7 protein-coding genes are annotated in these 18,652 nt (G+C 72.4%); 5 read left to right on the top strand and 2 right to left on the bottom strand.

Going from position 1 to position 18,652, the window contains the following annotated elements; translation table 11 throughout:
• Positions 1-9: 9 nt before the first annotated feature.
• Positions 10-12,471 carry a type I polyketide synthase gene (locus ACF07N_RS05050; RefSeq protein WP_392108487.1) on the bottom strand — a complete coding sequence of 4,154 codons (12,462 nt, stop codon included), beginning with the start codon at positions 12,469-12,471 and terminating at the stop codon, positions 10-12.
• 444 nt (positions 12,472-12,915) lie between these two features.
• On the opposite strand from ACF07N_RS05050, the gene ACF07N_RS05045 reads away from it, so the two are divergent.
• The 4 genes from ACF07N_RS05045 to ACF07N_RS05030 all read left to right on the top strand — a co-directional run bounded on the left by ACF07N_RS05045 (position 12,916) and on the right by ACF07N_RS05030 (position 16,836).
• Positions 12,916-14,283: an NDP-hexose 2,3-dehydratase family protein gene (locus ACF07N_RS05045; protein WP_383582998.1), complete on the top strand. Its 1,368-nt coding sequence runs from the start codon at positions 12,916-12,918 to the stop codon at positions 14,281-14,283.
• Complete coding sequence (locus ACF07N_RS05040) at positions 14,280-15,284, top strand: Gfo/Idh/MocA family protein (RefSeq protein WP_392108483.1); 1,005 nt, start codon at positions 14,280-14,282, stop codon at positions 15,282-15,284. The genes ACF07N_RS05045 and ACF07N_RS05040 overlap by 4 nt, the downstream gene beginning before the upstream one ends.
• 67 nt (positions 15,285-15,351) lie before the next feature.
• The gene (locus tag ACF07N_RS05035) at positions 15,352-15,972 is read left to right on the top strand and encodes a TetR/AcrR family transcriptional regulator (protein WP_392108480.1); all 621 of its coding nucleotides are present in this window, start codon (positions 15,352-15,354) and stop codon (positions 15,970-15,972) included.
• 60 nt (positions 15,973-16,032) lie between these two features.
• Positions 16,033-16,836: a VC0807 family protein gene (locus ACF07N_RS05030; RefSeq protein ID WP_392108477.1), complete on the top strand. Its 804-nt coding sequence runs from the start codon at positions 16,033-16,035 to the stop codon at positions 16,834-16,836.
• Between the two features lie 393 nt (positions 16,837-17,229).
• Here ACF07N_RS05030 and ACF07N_RS05025 read toward each other — a convergent pair whose 3' ends face one another.
• On the bottom strand, positions 17,230-17,577 hold the full coding sequence (locus ACF07N_RS05025; RefSeq protein WP_392108474.1) for a hypothetical protein: 348 nt from the start codon (positions 17,575-17,577) through the stop codon (positions 17,230-17,232).
• A 572-nt stretch (positions 17,578-18,149) separates the two neighbouring features.
• On the opposite strand from ACF07N_RS05025, the gene ACF07N_RS05020 reads away from it, so the two are divergent.
• Entirely contained in the window at positions 18,150-18,359 is a 210-nt protein-coding gene (locus tag ACF07N_RS05020) for a hypothetical protein (RefSeq protein ID WP_392108471.1), read from the top strand.
• Positions 18,360-18,652 lie beyond the last annotated feature (293 nt).

Here is an 18,652-nt window from a genome sequence, read left to right as displayed (position 1 = left end):
GGGGACCGCTCAGGAGATCCCGAGTTCCCTGTCGATCAGGTCGAACATGTCCTGGTCGGAGGCGCCGACCAGTTCCTCGTCGACGGCCGTCTGCGCCGGCTCGTCGGTGGGTGCCGTCCAGCTGTCCAGCAGGCCGCGCAACGCGGTGGTGAGCTCCTGCCTGTCGGCCGGGTCGGCCGCGGCCCGGTAGGCCGCTTCGATCTCCCGCAGCCGGGGGTCGAGGGCGTCGCCGGGAGTGGTGTCCGGGAAGAGTTCGGCTTCGAGGTGGTCGGCCAGCGCCTTCGGCGTCGGGTGGTCGAACACGATCGTCGCGGGCAGGCGGGTGCCGAGCGCCGCGCCGAGTCGGTTGCGCAGTTCGACCGCCGTCAACGAGTCGAAGCCCATGTCGCGGAACGCCTTGCCGGCCCTGACACCGTCCCCGGAGCCCAGAACCGTGGAGACGTGGGTCCGGACCAGGTCGACCAGGCGTCGGTGCCGCTTGGCGGGTGGCAGAGCGGCGAGCTCCCCGCGCAGTCCGTGGGCCGCGGCGGTGCCGGCCTCCGGGGCGGCCTCCGCCTCGCGGCGTTCCGCCAGCAGGTCCCGGACCTCGGGCACCTCGTCGATGAGCGGCCGGTGACCGTGCGCGCAGTACGCCGGTACGAAGCGGTCCCACCGGATGTCGGCGACGACCAGGGTCGTTTCGCCGTCCGCGACCGCCTCGCGCAGCGCGCGCACGGCGGGCCTCGGCTCCATGGCGGGCACGCCGCGGCGCAGGAGCTGCTCGGCGACCTCGGCGTCGACCATGCCGCCGCCCGCCCAGGCGCCCCAGGCGATCGAGGTGGCGGGCAGCCCCGCGGCCCGGCGTCGCTGGGCGAGTGCGTCGAGGTGGGCGTTGGCGGCGGCGTACGGTGCCTGTCCGCCGTTGCCCCAGACCCCGGCGCCGGAGGAGAACAGTACGAAGGCGTCCAGCGGCCGGTCGCCCAGCAGGTCGTGCAGGTTCTGGGCGCCGACGACCTTGGCGTGCATGAGGTCGACGGCCTCGTCCGCGTCGATCCCGGTGAGGGGCCTGGCCAGGTCGACGGCCCCGGCGGTGTGGACGACCGCGGTGAGCGGCAGGTCGTCCGGTACGCCGGCCAGGAGCGCGGCGAGCCCGGTGCGGTCCGCGACGTCGCAGGCGGCGATGGTGACCCGGCAGCCGAGGGCGGTCAGCTCCCGCTCCAGTTCGGCCGCGCCGGGAGCGTCGGGGCCGCGCCTGCTGGTGAGCAGGAGGTGACCGGCGCCGTCGCGGGCGAGGTCACGGGCCACGTGGGCGCCGAGCGCACCGGTGCCTCCGGTGATGAGGACGGTTCCGCGGGGCTTCCAGACGGGACCGGCGGCCGTCGGTTCCGGGCGCCGGGGCGAGCGGATCATGCGCCGGACGCGGACACCACCGGCGCGGACGGCGAACTCCGTCTCCCTGCCCCCTGTTGCGCCGTCGCCCGCGCCGGGGTCGGCCAGCAGGGCGGGCAGGCGGGACAGCAGCGCGTGCGCCCCGTCTCCGGCGGGGAGGTCGACGAGGCCACCGGACCGCTCGGGATCGTCGAGCGCGGCCACCCTCAGCAGGCCCCATACGGCGGCCTGGCCGGCGTTCGGCGCATCTGCGGCCGCGTCCACGGCGACCGCTCCCCATGTCACCGTCCACAGGGCGGTGGCGAGTCCGGCGTCCGCGAGTGCCTGGCTCAGGGCCATCGAGGCCAGAAGGCCCCGTGAGACGCCATTGCTCCGCTTGTCGGGGGTGTCGTCCAGCGCGAGGAGTGACAGCACTCCCGCGGGCGGTTCCGCAGGGGAGGTGACGGCGGCCAGCCGGTCGGCGACCACCGCCCGATCCGCGTTCTCGGGCACGGTGAGGCACACGACGCCAGCGCCCGCCCCTTCCAGCACGTCCCGTATCCGCGGCATCAGCTCACCGTCGGTCCACGTCTCGGGGACGGCGAGGAGCCAGGTGCCGCGCAGGGGCGCGGTGGCGGGCAGCTCGTGAGGTCGCCAGACCACCCGGTACCGCCAGCTGTCCACGGTCTCCCGCTCCTTGCCCGCCTTGTGCCAGGCGGCCAGTGCCGGGACGACGGCTCGCAGCCCGTCCCGGTCGGACACCCCGAGCGTGGTGGCCAGCTCCTCCAGGTCGCCTTCCTCCACCGTGCGCCAGAACCGCTCCTGCATCGGATCGGAGGAGTTCCGCTGCTCGGCCTTCGGCGCCTCCAGCCAGTAACGGCGGCGCTGGAAGGCGTAGGTGGGCAGGTCGACACTGCGCGGGGACAGCCCCTCGAAGGCGGCCGTCCAGTCCACCGCGACACCACGCGCCCAGGCCTCACCCAGAGACAGATACAGACGGTCAAGGCCGCCCTCGCCCCGGCGCAGCGACCCCACGACCACGGCATCGGCGCCCGCCGCCTCCACGGTCTCCGCCACCGGAACGGTCAGCACCGGGTGCGGACTCATCTCCAGGAACGCGCCGTGCCCGGACTGGGCGAGCCGACGCACGGCCGGCTCCAACCGCACCGTCTGGCGCAGGTTGCGATACCAGTACCCGGCATCCGTCTCACCGCCGGTGACCCACTCCCCCGTCACCGTCGACAGGAACGGCACCGACGGCTCCCCCGCCACCACCGGAGCCAGCACCTCGGCCAACTCGTCCTCGATCGCCTCGACATGCGCCGAGTGCGAGGCGTAGTCCACCTCGACACGACGCACCCGAATGCCCGAGTCCTCGACATGCGCGACCAGTTCGTCCAGCGCGTCCGCATCACCGGAGACGACCGTGGAGGTGGGCCCGTTGACTGCAGCGACCGAGATCCGGCCCTCCCACCCGGCGATCAACCCCAAAGTGTCCTCGTGGGAGAGGGCAACGGACACCATGCCACCACGGCCCGCGATCGCCACGATCGCCTGCGACCGCAACGCCACCACCCGCGCACCATCCTCGACACTGAGCGCACCCGACACCACGGCCGCAGCGATCTCACCCTGCGAATGACCCACCACAGCAGCCGGCCGCACCCCGAACGACTCCCACACCGCCGCCAGCGACACCATCACCGCCCACAACACCGGCTGCACCACATCCACCCGGTCCAGCCCCGGCGCACCCCCCTCACCCCGCACCACATCAACCAACGACCAGTCCACATAAGACGACAGGGCCTCAGCGCACTCCGCGAACCGCGCCGCGAACACCGGCGAGGAGTCGAGCAGTTCGACCGCCATCCCGACCCACTGCGCCCCCTGACCCGGGAACACGAACACCGGCGAACCAGCCGACGCCGACACCACACCCGACACCACCGGCTCACCCCCCACCAGCACCGCCCGATGCTCGAACACCGACCGCGACGTCACCAGCGACCACGCCACATCCACCGGACGCACCGAAGCCGACCCAACGAAGGCGTTCAACCGCTCGATCTGCCCGGCCAGCGCCTCCTCGGAACGAGCCGACACCAGCAGCGGAACGACGACCTCGCCCCCGCCCACAGACGGCTCCGCCGCCTCAACGACGTCCGCCGTCTCGACCTCCTCCAGGATCACGTGCGCGTTCGTCCCACTGATCCCGAAGGACGACACCCCCGCCCGCCGAGGACGCCCATCCGGCGCCTCCCACTCCCGAGCCCGCGCCAGCAACTCCACCGAACCCGAAGACCAGTCCACGATCGTGCTGGGGCTCTCGGCCCTGAGCGACTTGGGCAGTGCTCGGACCCTCATCGCCTCGACCATCTTGATGACCCCGGCCATGCCGGAAGCGGCCTGGGTGTGACCGATGTTGGACTTCACCGAGCCCAGCCAGAGCGGACGGCTGGCGTCCCGCTCCCGGCCATACGTGGCGAGGATGGCCTGCGCCTCGATCGGATCACCCAGCTTGGTGCCCGTGCCGTGCGCCTCGACCACGTCCACGTCCGCCGCCGACACCCCCGCGTCCGCCAGCGCAGCACGGATCACCCGCTCCTGCGCAGGACCGTTCGGAGCCGTCAGCCCGTTCGACGCACCGTCCTGGTTGATGGCCGAACCCCGCACCACAGCCAGCACCTGATGCCCCCGCGCCCGCGCGTCCGACAGCCGCTCCAAGAGGAGTACGCCCACGCCCTCGGAGAGGGCGAACCCGTCCGCGTCGGCGGCGAACGGCTTGCAGCGGCCGTCGGGGGCGAGCGCCCGCTGGCGGCTGAAGGCGACGAACGCGCCCGGGCCCGCCATCACCGTGGCGGCCCCGGCGAGGGCGAGCGAGCAGTCGCCGTTGCGCAGGGCGCGCACGGCCAGGTGCAGCGCGACCAGCGAGGACGAGCAAGCGGTGTCGACGGTCACCGCCGGACCTTCCAGCCCCAGCGCGTAGGCGATGCGCCCCGAGGCCACGCTGGCCGCGGCTCCGGTGGCGAGGTAACCCTCGTTGTCGCCGGACGCGGCGCGCAGCCGGGTGGCGTACTCCTGGTCGGTGAGGCCGATGTAGACACCCGTCGAACTGCCGCGCAATGCCTTGGGATCGATGCCGGCGCGTTCCAGGGTCTCCCAGGTGGTCTCCAGCAGCAGCCGCTGCTGCGGGTCCATCGCCGTCGCCTCACGCGGCGAGATACCGAAGAAGCCGGCGTCGAACCCGGCTGCCCCGTCGAGGAATCCGCTCTCCCGGACGTAGCTGGTGCCGAGGTGGTCGGGGTCGGCGTCGTACAGGGCGTCCAGATCCCAGCCGCGGTCGGCCGGCAGCGGCGTGATGGCGTCCACCTCGTCGGCGACCAGTCGCCACAGGTCCTCGGGACTGCGCACGCCGCCGGGGAAACGGCACCCCATGGACACGATCGCGATGGGGTCCTCCGCGGGGACCTCGTCCGTGCCACCGGCGTCGGCAGCCGTCGCCCGCTGCGGCTCCGGATTCGGCTCCGTTCGGCCGAACGCGCGCTCGTCGACGTAGGCGGCCAGGGCCGTGATGCTGGGGTGGTCGAAGACGACCGTGGTGGGCAGGGTCAGGCCGGTGGCGCGGTTGAGCCGGTCGCGCAGGGAGACGGCGGTCAGGGAGTCGAAGCCCATGTCCTTGAAGGCGGTCTCGTCACCGAGTGCGCCGGCTTCGGCGGGGGCGTGTCCGAGTACGGCGGCCACGTGGCCGCTGATGAGGGCGCGCAGTGCGGCCGGCCGGCGGGCGGGCTCCAGTGCCGCGATGTCGCCCAGCGCGCCGGTGGAGCCACGGGCGTCGGCCCGCTCGTCGCCTTCGTCCGCGGGGGCCACCACGGCGTCGGGCAGCTCCCGCAGGAGTGCGCTGCCGCGCACGGAGGTGAAGACCTCGGCGAAGCGCCTCCAGTTCACGTCGGCGACGGCGACACAGGTGTCGTCGTGGTCCAGGGCCTGCTGGAGTCCGGCGATCGCGGAGGCGGGCTCGATCACGGGGACGCCCCTGCGCCGGAGGTCGTCCTGCACCGACTCGGCGATCATGCCGCCGCCCGCCCAGGGGCCCCAGGCGACGGAGAGGACGCGGGCCCCGTCGGCGCGGCGGCGCTGGGCACGGGCGTCGAGGATGGCGTTGGCGGCGCCGTACGCGGCGTGGTCGGCGACACCCCAGGTGCCGGAGATGGACGAGAAGTAGACCACGGCGTCCAGTCGCTCGGTGCCGAGGACCGCGTCGAGGTGTTCCGCGCCCAGCACCTTTCCAGAGAGGGTGGCCGCGAGGTCGTCCACGCCGGTCTGCGTGATGGGGCCGAGGACGCTCACGCCGGCCGCATGGACGACGGAGCGTACGGGGCTGCCGTCCGCGGCGAGGCGATCGACCAGGCCGGCCACCGCCTCACGGTCGGCCGTGTCGCAGGCGGCGACCGTGAGCCGGGTGCCGCGCGACCGCAGTTCGGTGCGGAGTTCCTCGACGTGCGGGCCGTCGCCCGTCCTTCCGGTGAGGACGACGTGGTCGGCGCCGTTGTCCGCCAGCCAGCGGGTGACGTGGGCGCCCAGCGCGCCGGTACCTCCGGTGACGAGGACGGTGCCGCGTGGCGTCCAGGTACGCGGGGCCCTCCGGCCGCCCGTGGGAGCGTGGACGAGCCGGCGGCCGTACGCCCTGCCGTCTCGCAGGGCGACCTGGTCCTCCTCGGCGCCCGCGGCGATGACGTCGGGCAGCAGGGCGAGGGTGCCGGGGGCGGGAGTCGCGGGAACGTCGACGAGACCGCCCCACCGCCTGGGGTGCTCCAGGGCGGCTGCCCGGCCCAGGCCCCAGACACCGGCCTGGACGGGGGACGTCGGGGCGTCAAGCGGGCCCGTTCCCACGGCCCCCTGGGTCACGCACCACAGCGGCGCCTCGATCCCCGCGTCACCGAGGGCCTGGACGAGGGCGAGGGTGCCGGCCAGTCCCAGCGGAACAGCAGGGTGCTCCGGGTGCGGCCGTGTGTCGAGGGACAGGAGGGAGAGGACACCGGTGACCGCATCGGCACCAGCGGTCCGGCCGAGCAGCGCCTGAAGATCCGCCCGGTTCATGTCCCCGGACGCGACGGCGAGGGTCAGGGTGCGGACACCTCGGTCTTGCAGCGCGGCCCGTACCGCGGTGGCCGCACTGCCGCCCTCGGCGGCTGTCGGGACGACGAGCAGCCAGGTGCCTTCGACGGCGACCGGGTCGGCCTCAGCCGGAAGGGCTCGCCACTCGACACGGTGACGCCAGCCGTCCACCGTGGCTTGTTCCCGGCGCGTCCTGCGCCACGACGCCAGTGCCGGAACTACGGCGTGCAGACCGTCCTGGTCGGAGACACCGAGGGTTGCCGCCAGCTCCGACAGATCGCCTTCCTCCACCGTCTGCCAGAACTGCTCCTCGACCGGATCGGCGGCCTTCTCCCCGGCCTTCGGCGCCTCCAGCCAGTAACGGCGGCGCTGGAAGGCGTAGGTCGGCAGATCGACACGGCGCGGGGACAACCCCTCGAAGGCAGCCGTCCAGTCCACCGCGACACCACGCGCCCACGCCTCACCCAGGGACACGTACAGACGGTCCAGGCCGCCCTCGCCCCGCCGCAGCGACCCCACGACCACGGCATCGGCGCCCGCCGCCTCTACGGTCTCCGCCACCGGAACGGTCAGCACCGGATGCGGACTCATCTCCAGGAACGCGCCATGCCCGTCGGCGACCAGCGCGGCAATCGCGGGCTGCAGCAACACCGTCTGCCGCAGGTTGCGATACCAGTACCCCCCGTCCGTCTCACCACCGGTGACCCACTCCCCCGTCACCGTCGACAGGAACGGCACCGACGGCTCTCCGGCCGCGATGGGTGCCAACACCTCGGCCAACTCGTCCTCGATCGCCTCCACATGCGCCGAGTGCGAGGCATAGTCCACCTCGACACGACGCACCCGCACACCCGACTCCTCGGCGTGCACGACCAGTTCGTCCAACGCGCCGGCGTCGCCCGACACCACCGTCGAGGTGGGCCCGTTGACCGCAGCGACCGAGATCCGGCTCTCCCACCGGCCGATCAGAGCATCGGTGTCCTCGTGGGAGAGCGCCACCGACACCATCCCACCCCGGCCCGCCAGCGCCACGATCGCCTTCGACCGCAACGCCACCACCCGCGCACCGTCCTCGACACTGAGCGCGCCCGACACCACCGCCGCAGCGATCTCACCCTGGGAATGACCCACCACAGCGGCCGGCCGCACCCCGAACGACTCCCACACCGCCGCCAGCGACACCATCACCGCCCACAACACCGGCTGCACCACATCCACCCGGTCCAGCCCCGGCGCACCCCCCTCACCACGCACCACATCGACCAACGACCAGTCCACAAAAGGCGACAGCGCCTCAGCGCACTCCGCGAACCGCGCCGCGAACACCGGCGACGAATCGAGCAGTTCGACGGCCATCCCCACCCACTGCGCCCCCTGCCCCGGGAACACGAACACCGGCGAACCAGCCGACGCCGACACCACACCTGATGCCACCGGCTCCCCCGCCACCAGCACCGCCCGATGCTCGAACACCGACCGCGACGTCACCAACGACCACGCCACATCCACCGGACGCACCGAAGCCGACCCAACGAAAGCGGTCAACCGCTCGACCTGCCCAGCCAGCGCCTCCTCGGAACGAGCCGACACCAGCAACGGAACAACGGCCCCTCCCCCGCCCACGGACGCTTCCGCCGCCTCCGCGACAGACGCCGTCTCAACCTCCTCCAAAATCACGTGCGCGTTCGTCCCACTGATCCCGAACGACGACACCCCCGCCCGCCGAGGACGCCCATCCGGCGCCTCCCACTCCCGAGCCCGCCCCAGCAACTCCACCGAACCCGACGACCAGTCGACGTACGGAGTCGCCTCCTCGGCGTGCAGGGACTTGGGGGCGACGCGTGCGCGCATCGCCTCGACCATCTTGATGACGCCGGCGATCCCGGCGGCGGCCTGGGTGTGACCGATGTTGGACTTCACCGAGCCCAGCCAGAGCGGACGGCCGGCATCCCGCTCCCGGCCGTACGTGGCAAGGAGAGCCCGTGCCTCGATCGGGTCGCCCAGCTTGGTGCCCGTGCCGTGCGCCTCGACCACGTCCACGTCCGCCGCCGACACCCCCGCGTCCGCCAGCGCAGCACGGATCACCCGCTCCTGCGCAGGACCGTTCGGAGCCGTCAGCCCGTTCGACGCACCGTCCTGGTTGATGGCCGTACCCCGCACCACAGCCAGCACCTGATGCCCCCGCGCCCGCGCGTCCGACAGCCGCTCCAAGAGGAGTACGCCCACGCCCTCGGCCCAGTTGGTGCCGTCGGCTCCGGCGGCGAACGGCTTGCAGCGGCCGTCGGGGGCCAGGCCGCGCTGGCGGCTGAACTCGACGAACATGCCGGGGCCGGACATGACGGTGGCGCCGGCGGCGATGGCGAGGGAGCAGTCACCGTTGCGCAGGGCGCGCACGGCCAGGTGCAGGGCGACCAGCGAGGACGAGCAAGCGGTGTCGACGGTCACCGCCGGACCTTCCAGCCCCAGCGTGTAGGCGATCCGACCCGAGGCCACGCTTGCGGTGGTGCCGGTGAGGACGTGTCCCTCGACGGCTTCGGTGGCTTCGTGCAGTCGGGGCCCGTACTCGGGGGCGGTGGCGCCGACGAACACGCCGGTGGGGGTGGCGTGCAGGGTTCGGGGGTCGATGCCGGCGCGTTCCAGGGTCTCCCAGGTGGTCTCCAGCAGCAGCCGCTGCTGCGGGTCCATCGCCGTCGCCTCACGCGGCGAGATACCGAAGAAGCCGGCGTCGAACCCGGCGGCGTCGTGCAGGAATCCGCCCTCGCGGACGTAGGTGGTGCCGGTGCGGTCCGGGTCGGGGTGGAAGAGGGTGGTGAGGTCCCAGCCGCGGTCTGTGGGGAAGGCGGTGAGGGCGTCCGCCTCGTCGGTGACGAGTCGCCACAGGTCCTCGGGGCTGCGTACGCCGCCGGGGAAGCGGCACCCCATGGAGACGATGGCGATGGGGTCGTCGGCTCCGGTGGGGCCGGCGGGGGTGAGTGGCGTGGTCGCGGGGTCGTCGCCGGGGGCGCGCAGGCGGTCGGCGAGGCGGGCCGGGGTCGGGTACTCGTAGACCGCGGTCGCGGGGAGGTCGCCTCCGGTGAGGGCGTTGAGCCGGTCCCGCAGTTCCACGGCGGTGACGGAGTCGATGCCGAGGTCCTTGAAGGAGCGCCGGGGGTCGACGGCCGCGGGGTCCGGGTGGCCCAGTACGACGGCGGTGCTCTCCTGGACGAGGCGCAGGGTGTCGGCGCCGGAGGGGCCGGCGGGAGTGTGGTGCGCGAGGTCCGACGTGGCCGGACGCCGGTCCGGGGCGGTGGAGTGACGGGCGGGGGCGGTGCCGGTGGCGGGGGCGGCCGGGGTGTCCCCGCCGGAGATCCAGTGGCGGCGCCGCTGGAAGGCGTAGGTGGGGAGTTCGGTCCGGCGGGGTGCGAGGCCGGAGAAGACCGGGGTCCAGTCGATCTCGGCGCCCCGGGCCCAGAGGGCGCCCAGGGAGGTCTGGAAGCGGGCGGGACCGCCGTCGTCGCGCCGCAGGGTGCCGGTGACGACCGCGTGGTTCCGGCCCGCGGTCGCCTCCACGGTGTGCTGGACCGGGCCGGTGAGGACGGGGTGCGGGCTGACCTCGACGAAGGCTCCGTGTCCGGCGGCGGTCAGGGCGCGGACGGCGGGTTCGAGCAGGACCGGTCGGCGCAGGTTGTCGTACCAGTAGGCGGCGTCGGTGGCCGGGCCTTCCAGCCAGTCGCCGGTGACGGTGGACAGGAAGGGCACCTGGGGCGGGAGCGGGGTGATGGGCGCGAGCAGGCGCAGCATGTCGTCGCGGACGGGTTCGACGTGCGCCGAGTGCGAGGCGTAGTCGATCCCGACGCGGCGGGCCCGCACGTTCTCCCGGTCGGCGGTGGCGAGGAGGTCGGCGACGGTGTCGGCGTCGGCGGAGACGACGGTGGAGGAGGGGCCGTTGAGGGCGGCGACGGTGACGCGGTCGCCCCAGCGGGCGGTGAAGTCGCGGGCGGCGTCCGGGGGCAGGGCGAGCGACACCATGCCGCTGCGGCCTTCCAGGGGGACGAGGATCTTGCTGCGGAGGGCGACGACCAGTGCCGCGTCCTCGAGGCTCAGGGCGCCGGCCACGCAGGCGGCGGCGATCTCGCCCTGGGAGTGTCCGACGACGGCGGCGGGCCGCAGGCCATGTGCCTGCCACAGGGCGGCCAGGGACACCATCACGGCCCACAGGACGGGCTGGACCACGTCGGAGCGGTCCAGGGGCGGGGCGCCGGGGTCGCCGCGCAGTACGGCTTCGAGGTCCCAGTCGACGTGCGGGGCGAGGGCGCGTCCGCACGCGGCGAGGCGGTCGGCGAAGACCGGTGCGGTGGTGAGGAGTTCGGCGGCCATGCCGTGCCATTGGCTGCCCTGGCCCGGGAAGACGAACACCGGCCGGTCGATGTCGCCGTCGACCGGTCCGGCGGGTACGGCCGTGGCGAGTGCGTCCAGGAGGCTCGCGGTGTCGGTGCCGACGGCGACGGCCCGGTGTTCCAGGTGGGTGCGGGTGGTGAGCAGGGAATGGGCGGTGTCGACCGGGTCGGGCCGGCGGGCGCGGACATGGCCGTCGAGGCGGTCGGCCTGGGCGCGCAGGGCCTCGGGGGTGTGGGCGGACACCAGCCAGGGGACGGTGGCGGGGGCGCCGCGAGGGGGGCGAGGTGCCTCGGGCGTGGGGGTGGGGGCGGCTTCGAGGACGAGGTGGGCGTTGGTTCCGCCCATGCCGAAGGAGGAGACGCCGGCCCGGAGCGGGACGCCGGGGGTGTCGGGGGTCCAGGGGGTGAGTTCCCGCTGGACGCGCAGGCCGAGCCGGTCGAGGTCGATGGCCGGGTTCGGCCGCTCGTGGTTGAGGCTGGGCACGAGGTGGCCGTGGGAGAGGCACAGCACGGTCTTGATGAGCCCGGCGATGCCGGCCGCGCCCTCCAGGTGACCGATGTTCGTCTTCACCGACCCGACGGCGAGAGGGCTGCGGCGGCCGGTGGCGTTGCCGAGGACCTGTCCGAGGGCGTGTGCCTCCACGGGATCGCCCACGCGGGTGCCGGTTCCGTGGAGTTCCACGTAGCCGACGTCGGCGGGGTCGACGCCGGCGCGTTCGTAGGCGGTGCGCAGGACCGCCTGCTGGGCGGCGGCGTCGGGGGTGGTGAGGCTGGTGCCGGTTCCGTCGTTGTTCAGTGCGCCGCCGCGGATGACGGCGTACACGTGGTCGCCGTCGGCGAGGGCCCGGTCGAGCAGTTTGAGGACGACGACGCCGCCGCCCTCACCGCGTACGTAGCCGTTGGCGCGGGCGTCGAAGGTGTGGCAGGCGCCGTCCGGGCTGAGTGCCCCGAACTGGGCGGCGGCCAGGAAGCTTTCCGGGCTGAGGTTGAGGTGCACGCCGCCGGCCAGGGCGAGTTCGCAGTCGCCGAGGCGGAGGCTGTCGCAGGCGAGCTGGACGGCGACGAGGGAGGAGGACTGGGCGCTGTCCACCGTCATGCTGGGGCCGCTGACGCCGAGCGCGTAGGACAGCCGGTTGGCGATGAGGGCGCGGTTGAGTCCGGTGAGGGTGTGGTGCCCGGGTTCGGTGCCCGACCGCCGTACGACGTCGGCGTAGTCGCAGACGTCCGCGCCGAGGTGGACGGCGGTGGCGCGGGGTACGGACGCGGCGGGGATACCGGCGTGCTCCAGTGCCTCCCAGCCCAGTTCGAGGGCGAGGCGGGCCTGCGGGTCCATGGCGTCGGCCTCGCGGGGCGAGATGCCGAAGAACGCGGCGTCGAAGTCGGCGGGCGCGGTGAGGTATCCGCCGCGGTGGGGGGCGGTGCCGCCGTTCGGTGTGGGCCAGCCGTCGTCCGGTGCGCCCTCGCGGCGGTCGTCCGGGGTGTCGACGACGGCGCTGCGGCCCGCGGTGAGCAGGTCCCAGTAGGCGGCCGGTCCGTCGGCTCCGGGAAGCCGGCACGCGAGACCGACGACGGCCACGGGTTCGTGGCCCGGCACGACGTTCCGGAGGTCGGTGGGCACCGGCTCGTTCATCGATGGCACTCCAGATACCGAGGGCGTGAGGACGGGAGCAGCCCTCACGTTCGCACGCGCTCGGGGAGTGTTCGGCGGCGGCGCAAAACGCTCTAGGGGAATTCCTAGGCGTGCGCGGTGCTTTGCGGAACCCGGCCCCGTACGGGCCGCCGGTCCGTCCCGGGGCGGGCGCGGCAGTCCGGCTGCCGCGGTCGCCGCCACCGGTCCCGGCTCTCGGCCGGTGCCGTTCCATAGCGAGTCCGGGGAGCGGGTCGCAAGACGGAATGACTAGGCGAATGCTCGAATTGCGGCGGGCACGCTGGAGGCGGCGGCATTCGACTGCCGCTCTTTTCGACGCGGGTGCCGTTCTTTTCTGTGCGGGCTGTGCGGACGTGCGGCCAACGGCGCTCCAGCTGGTGAACCGTCCGTATGGCCGGGCTCCTTGAATGAGAGAAGGTCGTATCCATGACACCAACGACCGCGCCGGTGCCGTCGCGCTCCGTGCGGATGCCGACCGCGGCGAGCCTGGCCGCGTCCGCGGCGGCCGTCGACGGCGTACTGTCCCGTGCCGACCTGGCGGCGTGGCTGGAGGACCGTCGCCGGGCACAGGCACAGCGGGTGGAGCGGATTCCGTTCGCGGAACTCGACGGCTGGGCTTTCGACGACCTCACCGGTGACCTGCGGCACCGCAGTGGGCGCTTCTTCTCGGTGCACGGGCTGCGGGTGTCCTCGGATTTCGGTCCGGTGCCGGCCTGGGAGCAGCCGATCATCAACCAGCCGGAGATCGGCATCCTGGGCATCGCGCTGCGTGACTTCGACGGGATACCGCATCTGCTGATGCAGGCCAAGTCCGAGCCCGGGAACGTGAACGGGGTGCAGCTGTCGCCGACCGTCCAGGCGACGAAGAGCAACTACATGCGGGTGCACGGGGGTTCGGAGGTTCCGTATCTCGACTGCTTCCGCCGTCCCGAGCTTGGTTCGGTGGTGGCCGACGTGCTGCAGTCCGAGCAGGGCTCCTGGTTCCTGCGGAAACGGAACCGGAACATGATCATCGCGGTGGGTCCGGAGGTCGAGGCGGGCGAGGACTTCGCCTGGCTGACGCTGGGTCAGGTCAACGCGCTCCTGCGCGAGGAGAACCTCGTGAACATGGACGCGCGCACCGTGCTGTCCTGCCTGCCGGACTGGCAGACGCAGGCGGTGGAGGCGTTGCACTCGGACGCCGACATCCGCAGCTGGATCACCCGCCGCCGGGCCGAGCACGAGGTCCGGGTCACCGCGATCGGACTGGCGAAGACCGGCGGCTGGAACATGGGCGACACCGAGGTGGCCCATGAGCGCGGCCAGCACTTCAGCATCGTGGCGGTGGACGTCGCCTCGGCCCGCCGGGAGGTGCGGGCCTGGTCGCAGCCGCTGCTGAAGCCGCACGGAACGGGTCTGACCGCCCTGTTCGTGCGGCGGTTGCGCGGCGTTCCGCACGTGTTGCTGCGGGCCCGCGCCGAACCCGGCTTCGTGTCGGTGGTGGAACTGGGCCCGACCCTGCAGTGCACGCCGGAGAACTACGCGCACCTGCCGGCCGGCCTCCAGCCGGCCTACCTGGACGAGGTGCTCGCCCGTCGGGCCGGCGCCGTCTACGACGTGAAGCTCTCGGAGGAGGGCGGACGCTTCCTGCACGCCCAGAACGACTACGTCGTCATCGAGATCGACGACGATCTGCCGTTGGTCTCCGACGAGTTCCGCTGGGTGTCGCTGCGCCAGGTGGACGAGCTGCTGCGCTACGACCACCACCTCAACGTCCAGGCCCGGACGCTGATCGCCGCCTGGAGGTCCCTGTGACGGAGGCCGGGGAGCGCACGGTCCGGCTGGGCGCGCTGGGGACGTCGTCGATCGCGTGGCGCCGGGTGCTGCCCACGGTGGTCCGCACGCCCGGGCTGCGGCTGACGGCCGTGGCCGGCCGTTCGGAGGCCAAGACCCGGCGTTTCGCGGAGCACTTCGGCTGCGCGGCCGAGACGGACGTCGCCGCCCTGCTGGACAGGCCCGACGTCGACGCGGTGTACATCTCGACGCCGACCGGGCTGCACCACCGCTTCGCCGAGCAGGCGCTCATGGCGGGCAAGCACGTTCTGGTGGAGAAGCCGATCGGAGTGGACGCGGCCGAGGCGCGGGCGCTGTGCGCGCTGGCCGCGGAGCGGGATCTGGTGCTGCGGGAGAACTTCATGTTTCCGCACCATCCGCAGCACGCCTACGTCCGCGACATGATGGAGACGGGACGGCTCGGCCGGCCGGCCTCCTTCCACGCCGCGTTCTGCATCCCTCCGCTGCCCGAGGACGACATCCGCCACGACGCCCGGCTGGGCGGCGGCGCGCTGCTCGACGTCGGGGTGTACCCCCTGCGGGCGGCCTCGCTGCTGCTGGGACCCGGCCTGGAGGTGGCGGGGGCCACCCTGCGGGTGCGCGCCGAGGACGGGCTCGACCTGTCCGGCCAGGCACTGCTGGTGTCACCGTCCGGTGTGCTGGCCGTGCTGTCCTTCGGGTTCGAGCACGCCTACGCGTCGACGTACACCGTGTGGGGTGACCGGGCCCGGGTCACCGTGACACGGGCGTTCACTCCACCGCCCGCTCACCAGCCGCTGGTGGTGGTGGAGGAGCAGGACCGCCAGGAGCACCTGCAACTGCCCGCGGCGGACCAACTGCAGTCGCTGCTGGAGGCGTTCGCCCGGCAGGTGCGCGAGGGCGGGGCCCGCGTCTCGGAGAGCGGGGTCCGTGCGGAGGCGATCGCGGCGATGGAGCTGGTGGACGCCGTGCGCGCCATGGCTCGACGCTTTTCGGTCGATTGAACGCGCGGCCAAGCAGGCCGAAAACTTATGGGAATAAGCCCAAACCTGATCATGCTAATTTGACATCATGATGGCCAACGTAGCTACGGCGAAGACTCGCACATTCACACAGAAGGCACGGCGAGCGCAGATAGTCCAGGCGGCTATCGAAGCACTCGCGGAAAGCGGCTACGCGAAGGCGTCCTTCACCAGGATCTCACAGCAGGCGAAACTCAGCAGCACGGGGATGATCTCCTATCATTTCTCCGGAAAGCCGGAACTGTTCGCCGAGGTCGCCAACACGGTCATCGGGCAGGCGCGGGAATTGACGGCGGCGCGTATCGCCGACGAGACGACCCACCGGGGCAGATTGAGCGCATACATCACCTCCACCTTCGACTTCGTCGCCCGCCACCCTCTCCAGGCGCGGGCGCTCATGGAGATCGTCCGCATGGTCCGGGACGGCCGGATCAGCGGTCTGGACGACGTCGAGCGCACCGTCTCGTCGGTGGAGTGCCTCGTGACACTCCTTCAGCAGGGCCGAGAGGCGGGCGAGTTCGGCACGTTCGACTGCCGCACCATGGCTCTGGCCGTACGCGGCGCCACCGACAGCGTACTGCGCCACCACCTGTGCGGTCAGCGCACACAACTCCAAGACGCCGCCCGGGAGTTGGCGGACATCTTCGATCGCTGTACCCGGCCGACCTAGCGTCCCCCCACCCCTCCACCGAGCCGTCCGGCCGCCGGCTCGATCACAGGAGCACCCTCCATGACCTCCCCCACACCCCGCTCCGGCCCCACGGCCTCCCCCACCGACGGCCTGCCCGGCCCGTCCGTCGAGACGCCGGAGACACTGGAACCGCCGAAGACACCAGAGACGTCAGAGACGTCCTCCCCCCGCTGGCAATTCGCCCTCACCGTCCTGTGCGACATCGTGCTGCCGGTCGGGCTCTACTACGTGCTGCGCGCCGCCGGCATGAGCGAGATCACCGCTCTGCTGCTGAGCGGCTCCGCGCCGGCCCTGCACACGCTCTACTCCGCGATCGGCCAACGAAAGCTGGACGCCATCGGCGTCTTCACCATGGCCCTGCTCCTGGTGAGCGCCGTGGCGTCACTGATGACGTCCGACCCGCGTATCGCGCTGGCGCGCAACGGCCTGTTCACGGCGCTCGCCGGCGTCTGGCTGCTGGTGACGCTGTGCACCGCCCGGCCGTTCACCTATCAGGCCCTGCGCACGCTGCTGCCCGGACGGACGGCGGTGCTGGAGCGGCTGTGGGAGACGGACGCGGCCTTCCGGCGGGTGTGGCGCGGGCTGACGGTCCTGTGGGGCGTGGGTCTGCTGTGCGACGCACTGCTGCGCGTGGTGATGGCGTACAGCCTGCCCGTCGACACCGTGCCCGCCCTGGACGGAGTCCTGTACGCCGCGTCCTGGATCGGATTGCAGGTGATCACCCAGGTCGTGCTGTTCCGGACGCGCACGCTGGCCAAGATCTTCGGCGACCGCGGACCGGGCCGCCGCTTCTTCCCGGCGACCCGGACGGACCCCGGCGAGCGCACCGGGGATGGTTCCTGAACAGTCAAGGCCGGCAGCCGGGCGGGGCACGGGCCTGACAGCAGCAGACCGCGCCGTCCGCGAAGGTCGTCGCCACGGGCCGCGCCCCGCGCAAACGGGGGGCACCTCGCAGCAGGTCGGCGGTGCCGCCGGCACCGCCCCGCTCGCCGCCGCCGGCACCGCCGCCACCCGGAGCTGCGCCACCACTCACTCCCTCGCATGCGTCTCCCGCGCCACTTGAAGCAGCCTCAGACCACACGCGTCATCGGCCGTCAGGATTCCGAGCGCGGCAACGTCCCCGCCGAGGTGCACCGTGACACGCAGTGCCTGAAGCGGGAACGCGCGTGCGATGAGCTCTGGCGATGCGAAGAAGTCAGGTGTGTCCTCGCACCAGGCCTACGGTCATGCGCCGGATCAGATGCCCATGGAGGCGATCTCGATGGGTGAGCGGTAGTTGGCTGCGGTGGTGACCACGCAAGCGCGGTACGTCCGATTGTCCTTGACCGCGAGGAAGTAGTCGCGCAGGTTCTTCCAGTAGCTGACCAGGTAGCCGAGCCCGGGGACGAAGCCGGGCGGCCGCGGCACGAGGGCGAACCGCTCGCTGCACCGGAGGATCTCTCCGGTGGCGGTCGACAGGATGGCTGCCACGTCCGCGTTCATGTTCCAGCCGGCCGCGAGCTCGGGGCTCCATATCGCACCGGCCACCTCCCGCAGCTTCTCCTGCTCCTCGGGGGTCGGGTCACTGAGGACTCCGATCGCCACGGTTACCGGCTCCCGGGCGGGCGTATGGCCGGTTGCCGCGGCGGACGGGGCTGCCATGGACGCTGCGATGCCGATCGCCAGCAGTGTGACCGTGGCCGCCGAAGCCCGGCGTCTGGCACTGCCTGTCGTCACCATGTTCTCCTCCCGCTCGGCTGATCGCCCCCAGGCCGAGGGCGGTCCGAAGGTCGCACGAAGGGAGAAGTGGGTCAACGGCGACAACGCGCCACGAGAGGCAGAAGTCGGCGGTGCGCTCCTCCACCGGACAGTCCAGGCTGTGGCTGACGGGCCCTCACACGAGAACACGCTTGTGGCGATGGCCCTTTTTACGCTGAGCGCCTTTCGTGTGGGAGTCCGGGGCCACTTGAGGCGGTTGATGGTTCCTACGCGTGAAGCAGCGGCCAGGTTGCGGAGGAGTCGTGTGTGATCATCGCGTGCGGACGGCCCCCGGAGACCACACGCACGACACCGAACAGGGGTTTTCGGCTGCCCCGTCGGGCGCTCGCCCGCGCCGTGGTGCTGGTCACCGCGCTCCCCGGTGGGGCGTCGGCGGCCGGCGCCAGACCATGGTGACCATGTACCGCGCTGGTCACATCCTCGGTGGCATATCCGGATACGACGCGGCAGAGACGAACGACGAAATTTTCGAGCGCGTGGCGACTCTGCGGGCTCTCGTGTGGGCCTACTTGCGCAGCCGCCTCTACTCGGCCGACCCGTCCTGGAGGAACGCGGTGAACGCCCTGGAGAAGGATGAAGACCCGATGGCCAAGGCCGAATCGAGGTAGTTCCGCAAGGTGGGCGGCGGCGCCACCGCCGCCCACCGCACTCCATCGCAACGAGATCTGCCACCCCAGCACGGTCGTTGATGCCTGCGGTCAGCACGGTCGCTTCGTAGCGGACGGCCAGTCTGTCGTACCACGTGGCGACGGCCCGGTGGCGCGTGAGCCGGTTGATTCCGCACTCGACCGCGAGCCGCTGCTTGTAGTCGTCCCACCCCGGCCGAGCGTCTGCATGAACTGCTCGCGGCCTGATCGACACGACCACGGGCTGCAGCCCCCTGAAACCGCCGTGGTGGCGG

This window comes from Streptomyces sp. NPDC015242 (assembly GCF_043079125.1).
In the GTDB taxonomy this organism is placed as follows: domain Bacteria; phylum Actinomycetota; class Actinomycetes; order Streptomycetales; family Streptomycetaceae; genus Streptomyces.
This window is presented reverse-complemented; position numbering and strand designations above follow the sequence as displayed.

Excerpts from the sequence above, each read along its gene's own strand:
- ACF07N_RS05045 (WP_383582998.1), top strand. The coding sequence starts at position 12,916 with ATGACACCAACGACCGCGCCGGTGCCGTCGCGCTCCGTGCGGATGCCG.
- ACF07N_RS05020 (WP_392108471.1), top strand. The coding sequence starts at position 18,150 with ATGTACCGCGCTGGTCACATCCTCGGTGGCATATCCGGATACGACGCG.
- ACF07N_RS05030 (WP_392108477.1), top strand. The coding sequence starts at position 16,033 with ATGACCTCCCCCACACCCCGCTCCGGCCCCACGGCCTCCCCCACCGAC.
- ACF07N_RS05050 (WP_392108487.1), bottom strand. The coding sequence starts at position 12,471 with ATGAACGAGCCGGTGCCCACCGACCTCCGGAACGTCGTGCCGGGCCAC.
- ACF07N_RS05035 (WP_392108480.1), top strand. The coding sequence starts at position 15,352 with ATGATGGCCAACGTAGCTACGGCGAAGACTCGCACATTCACACAGAAG.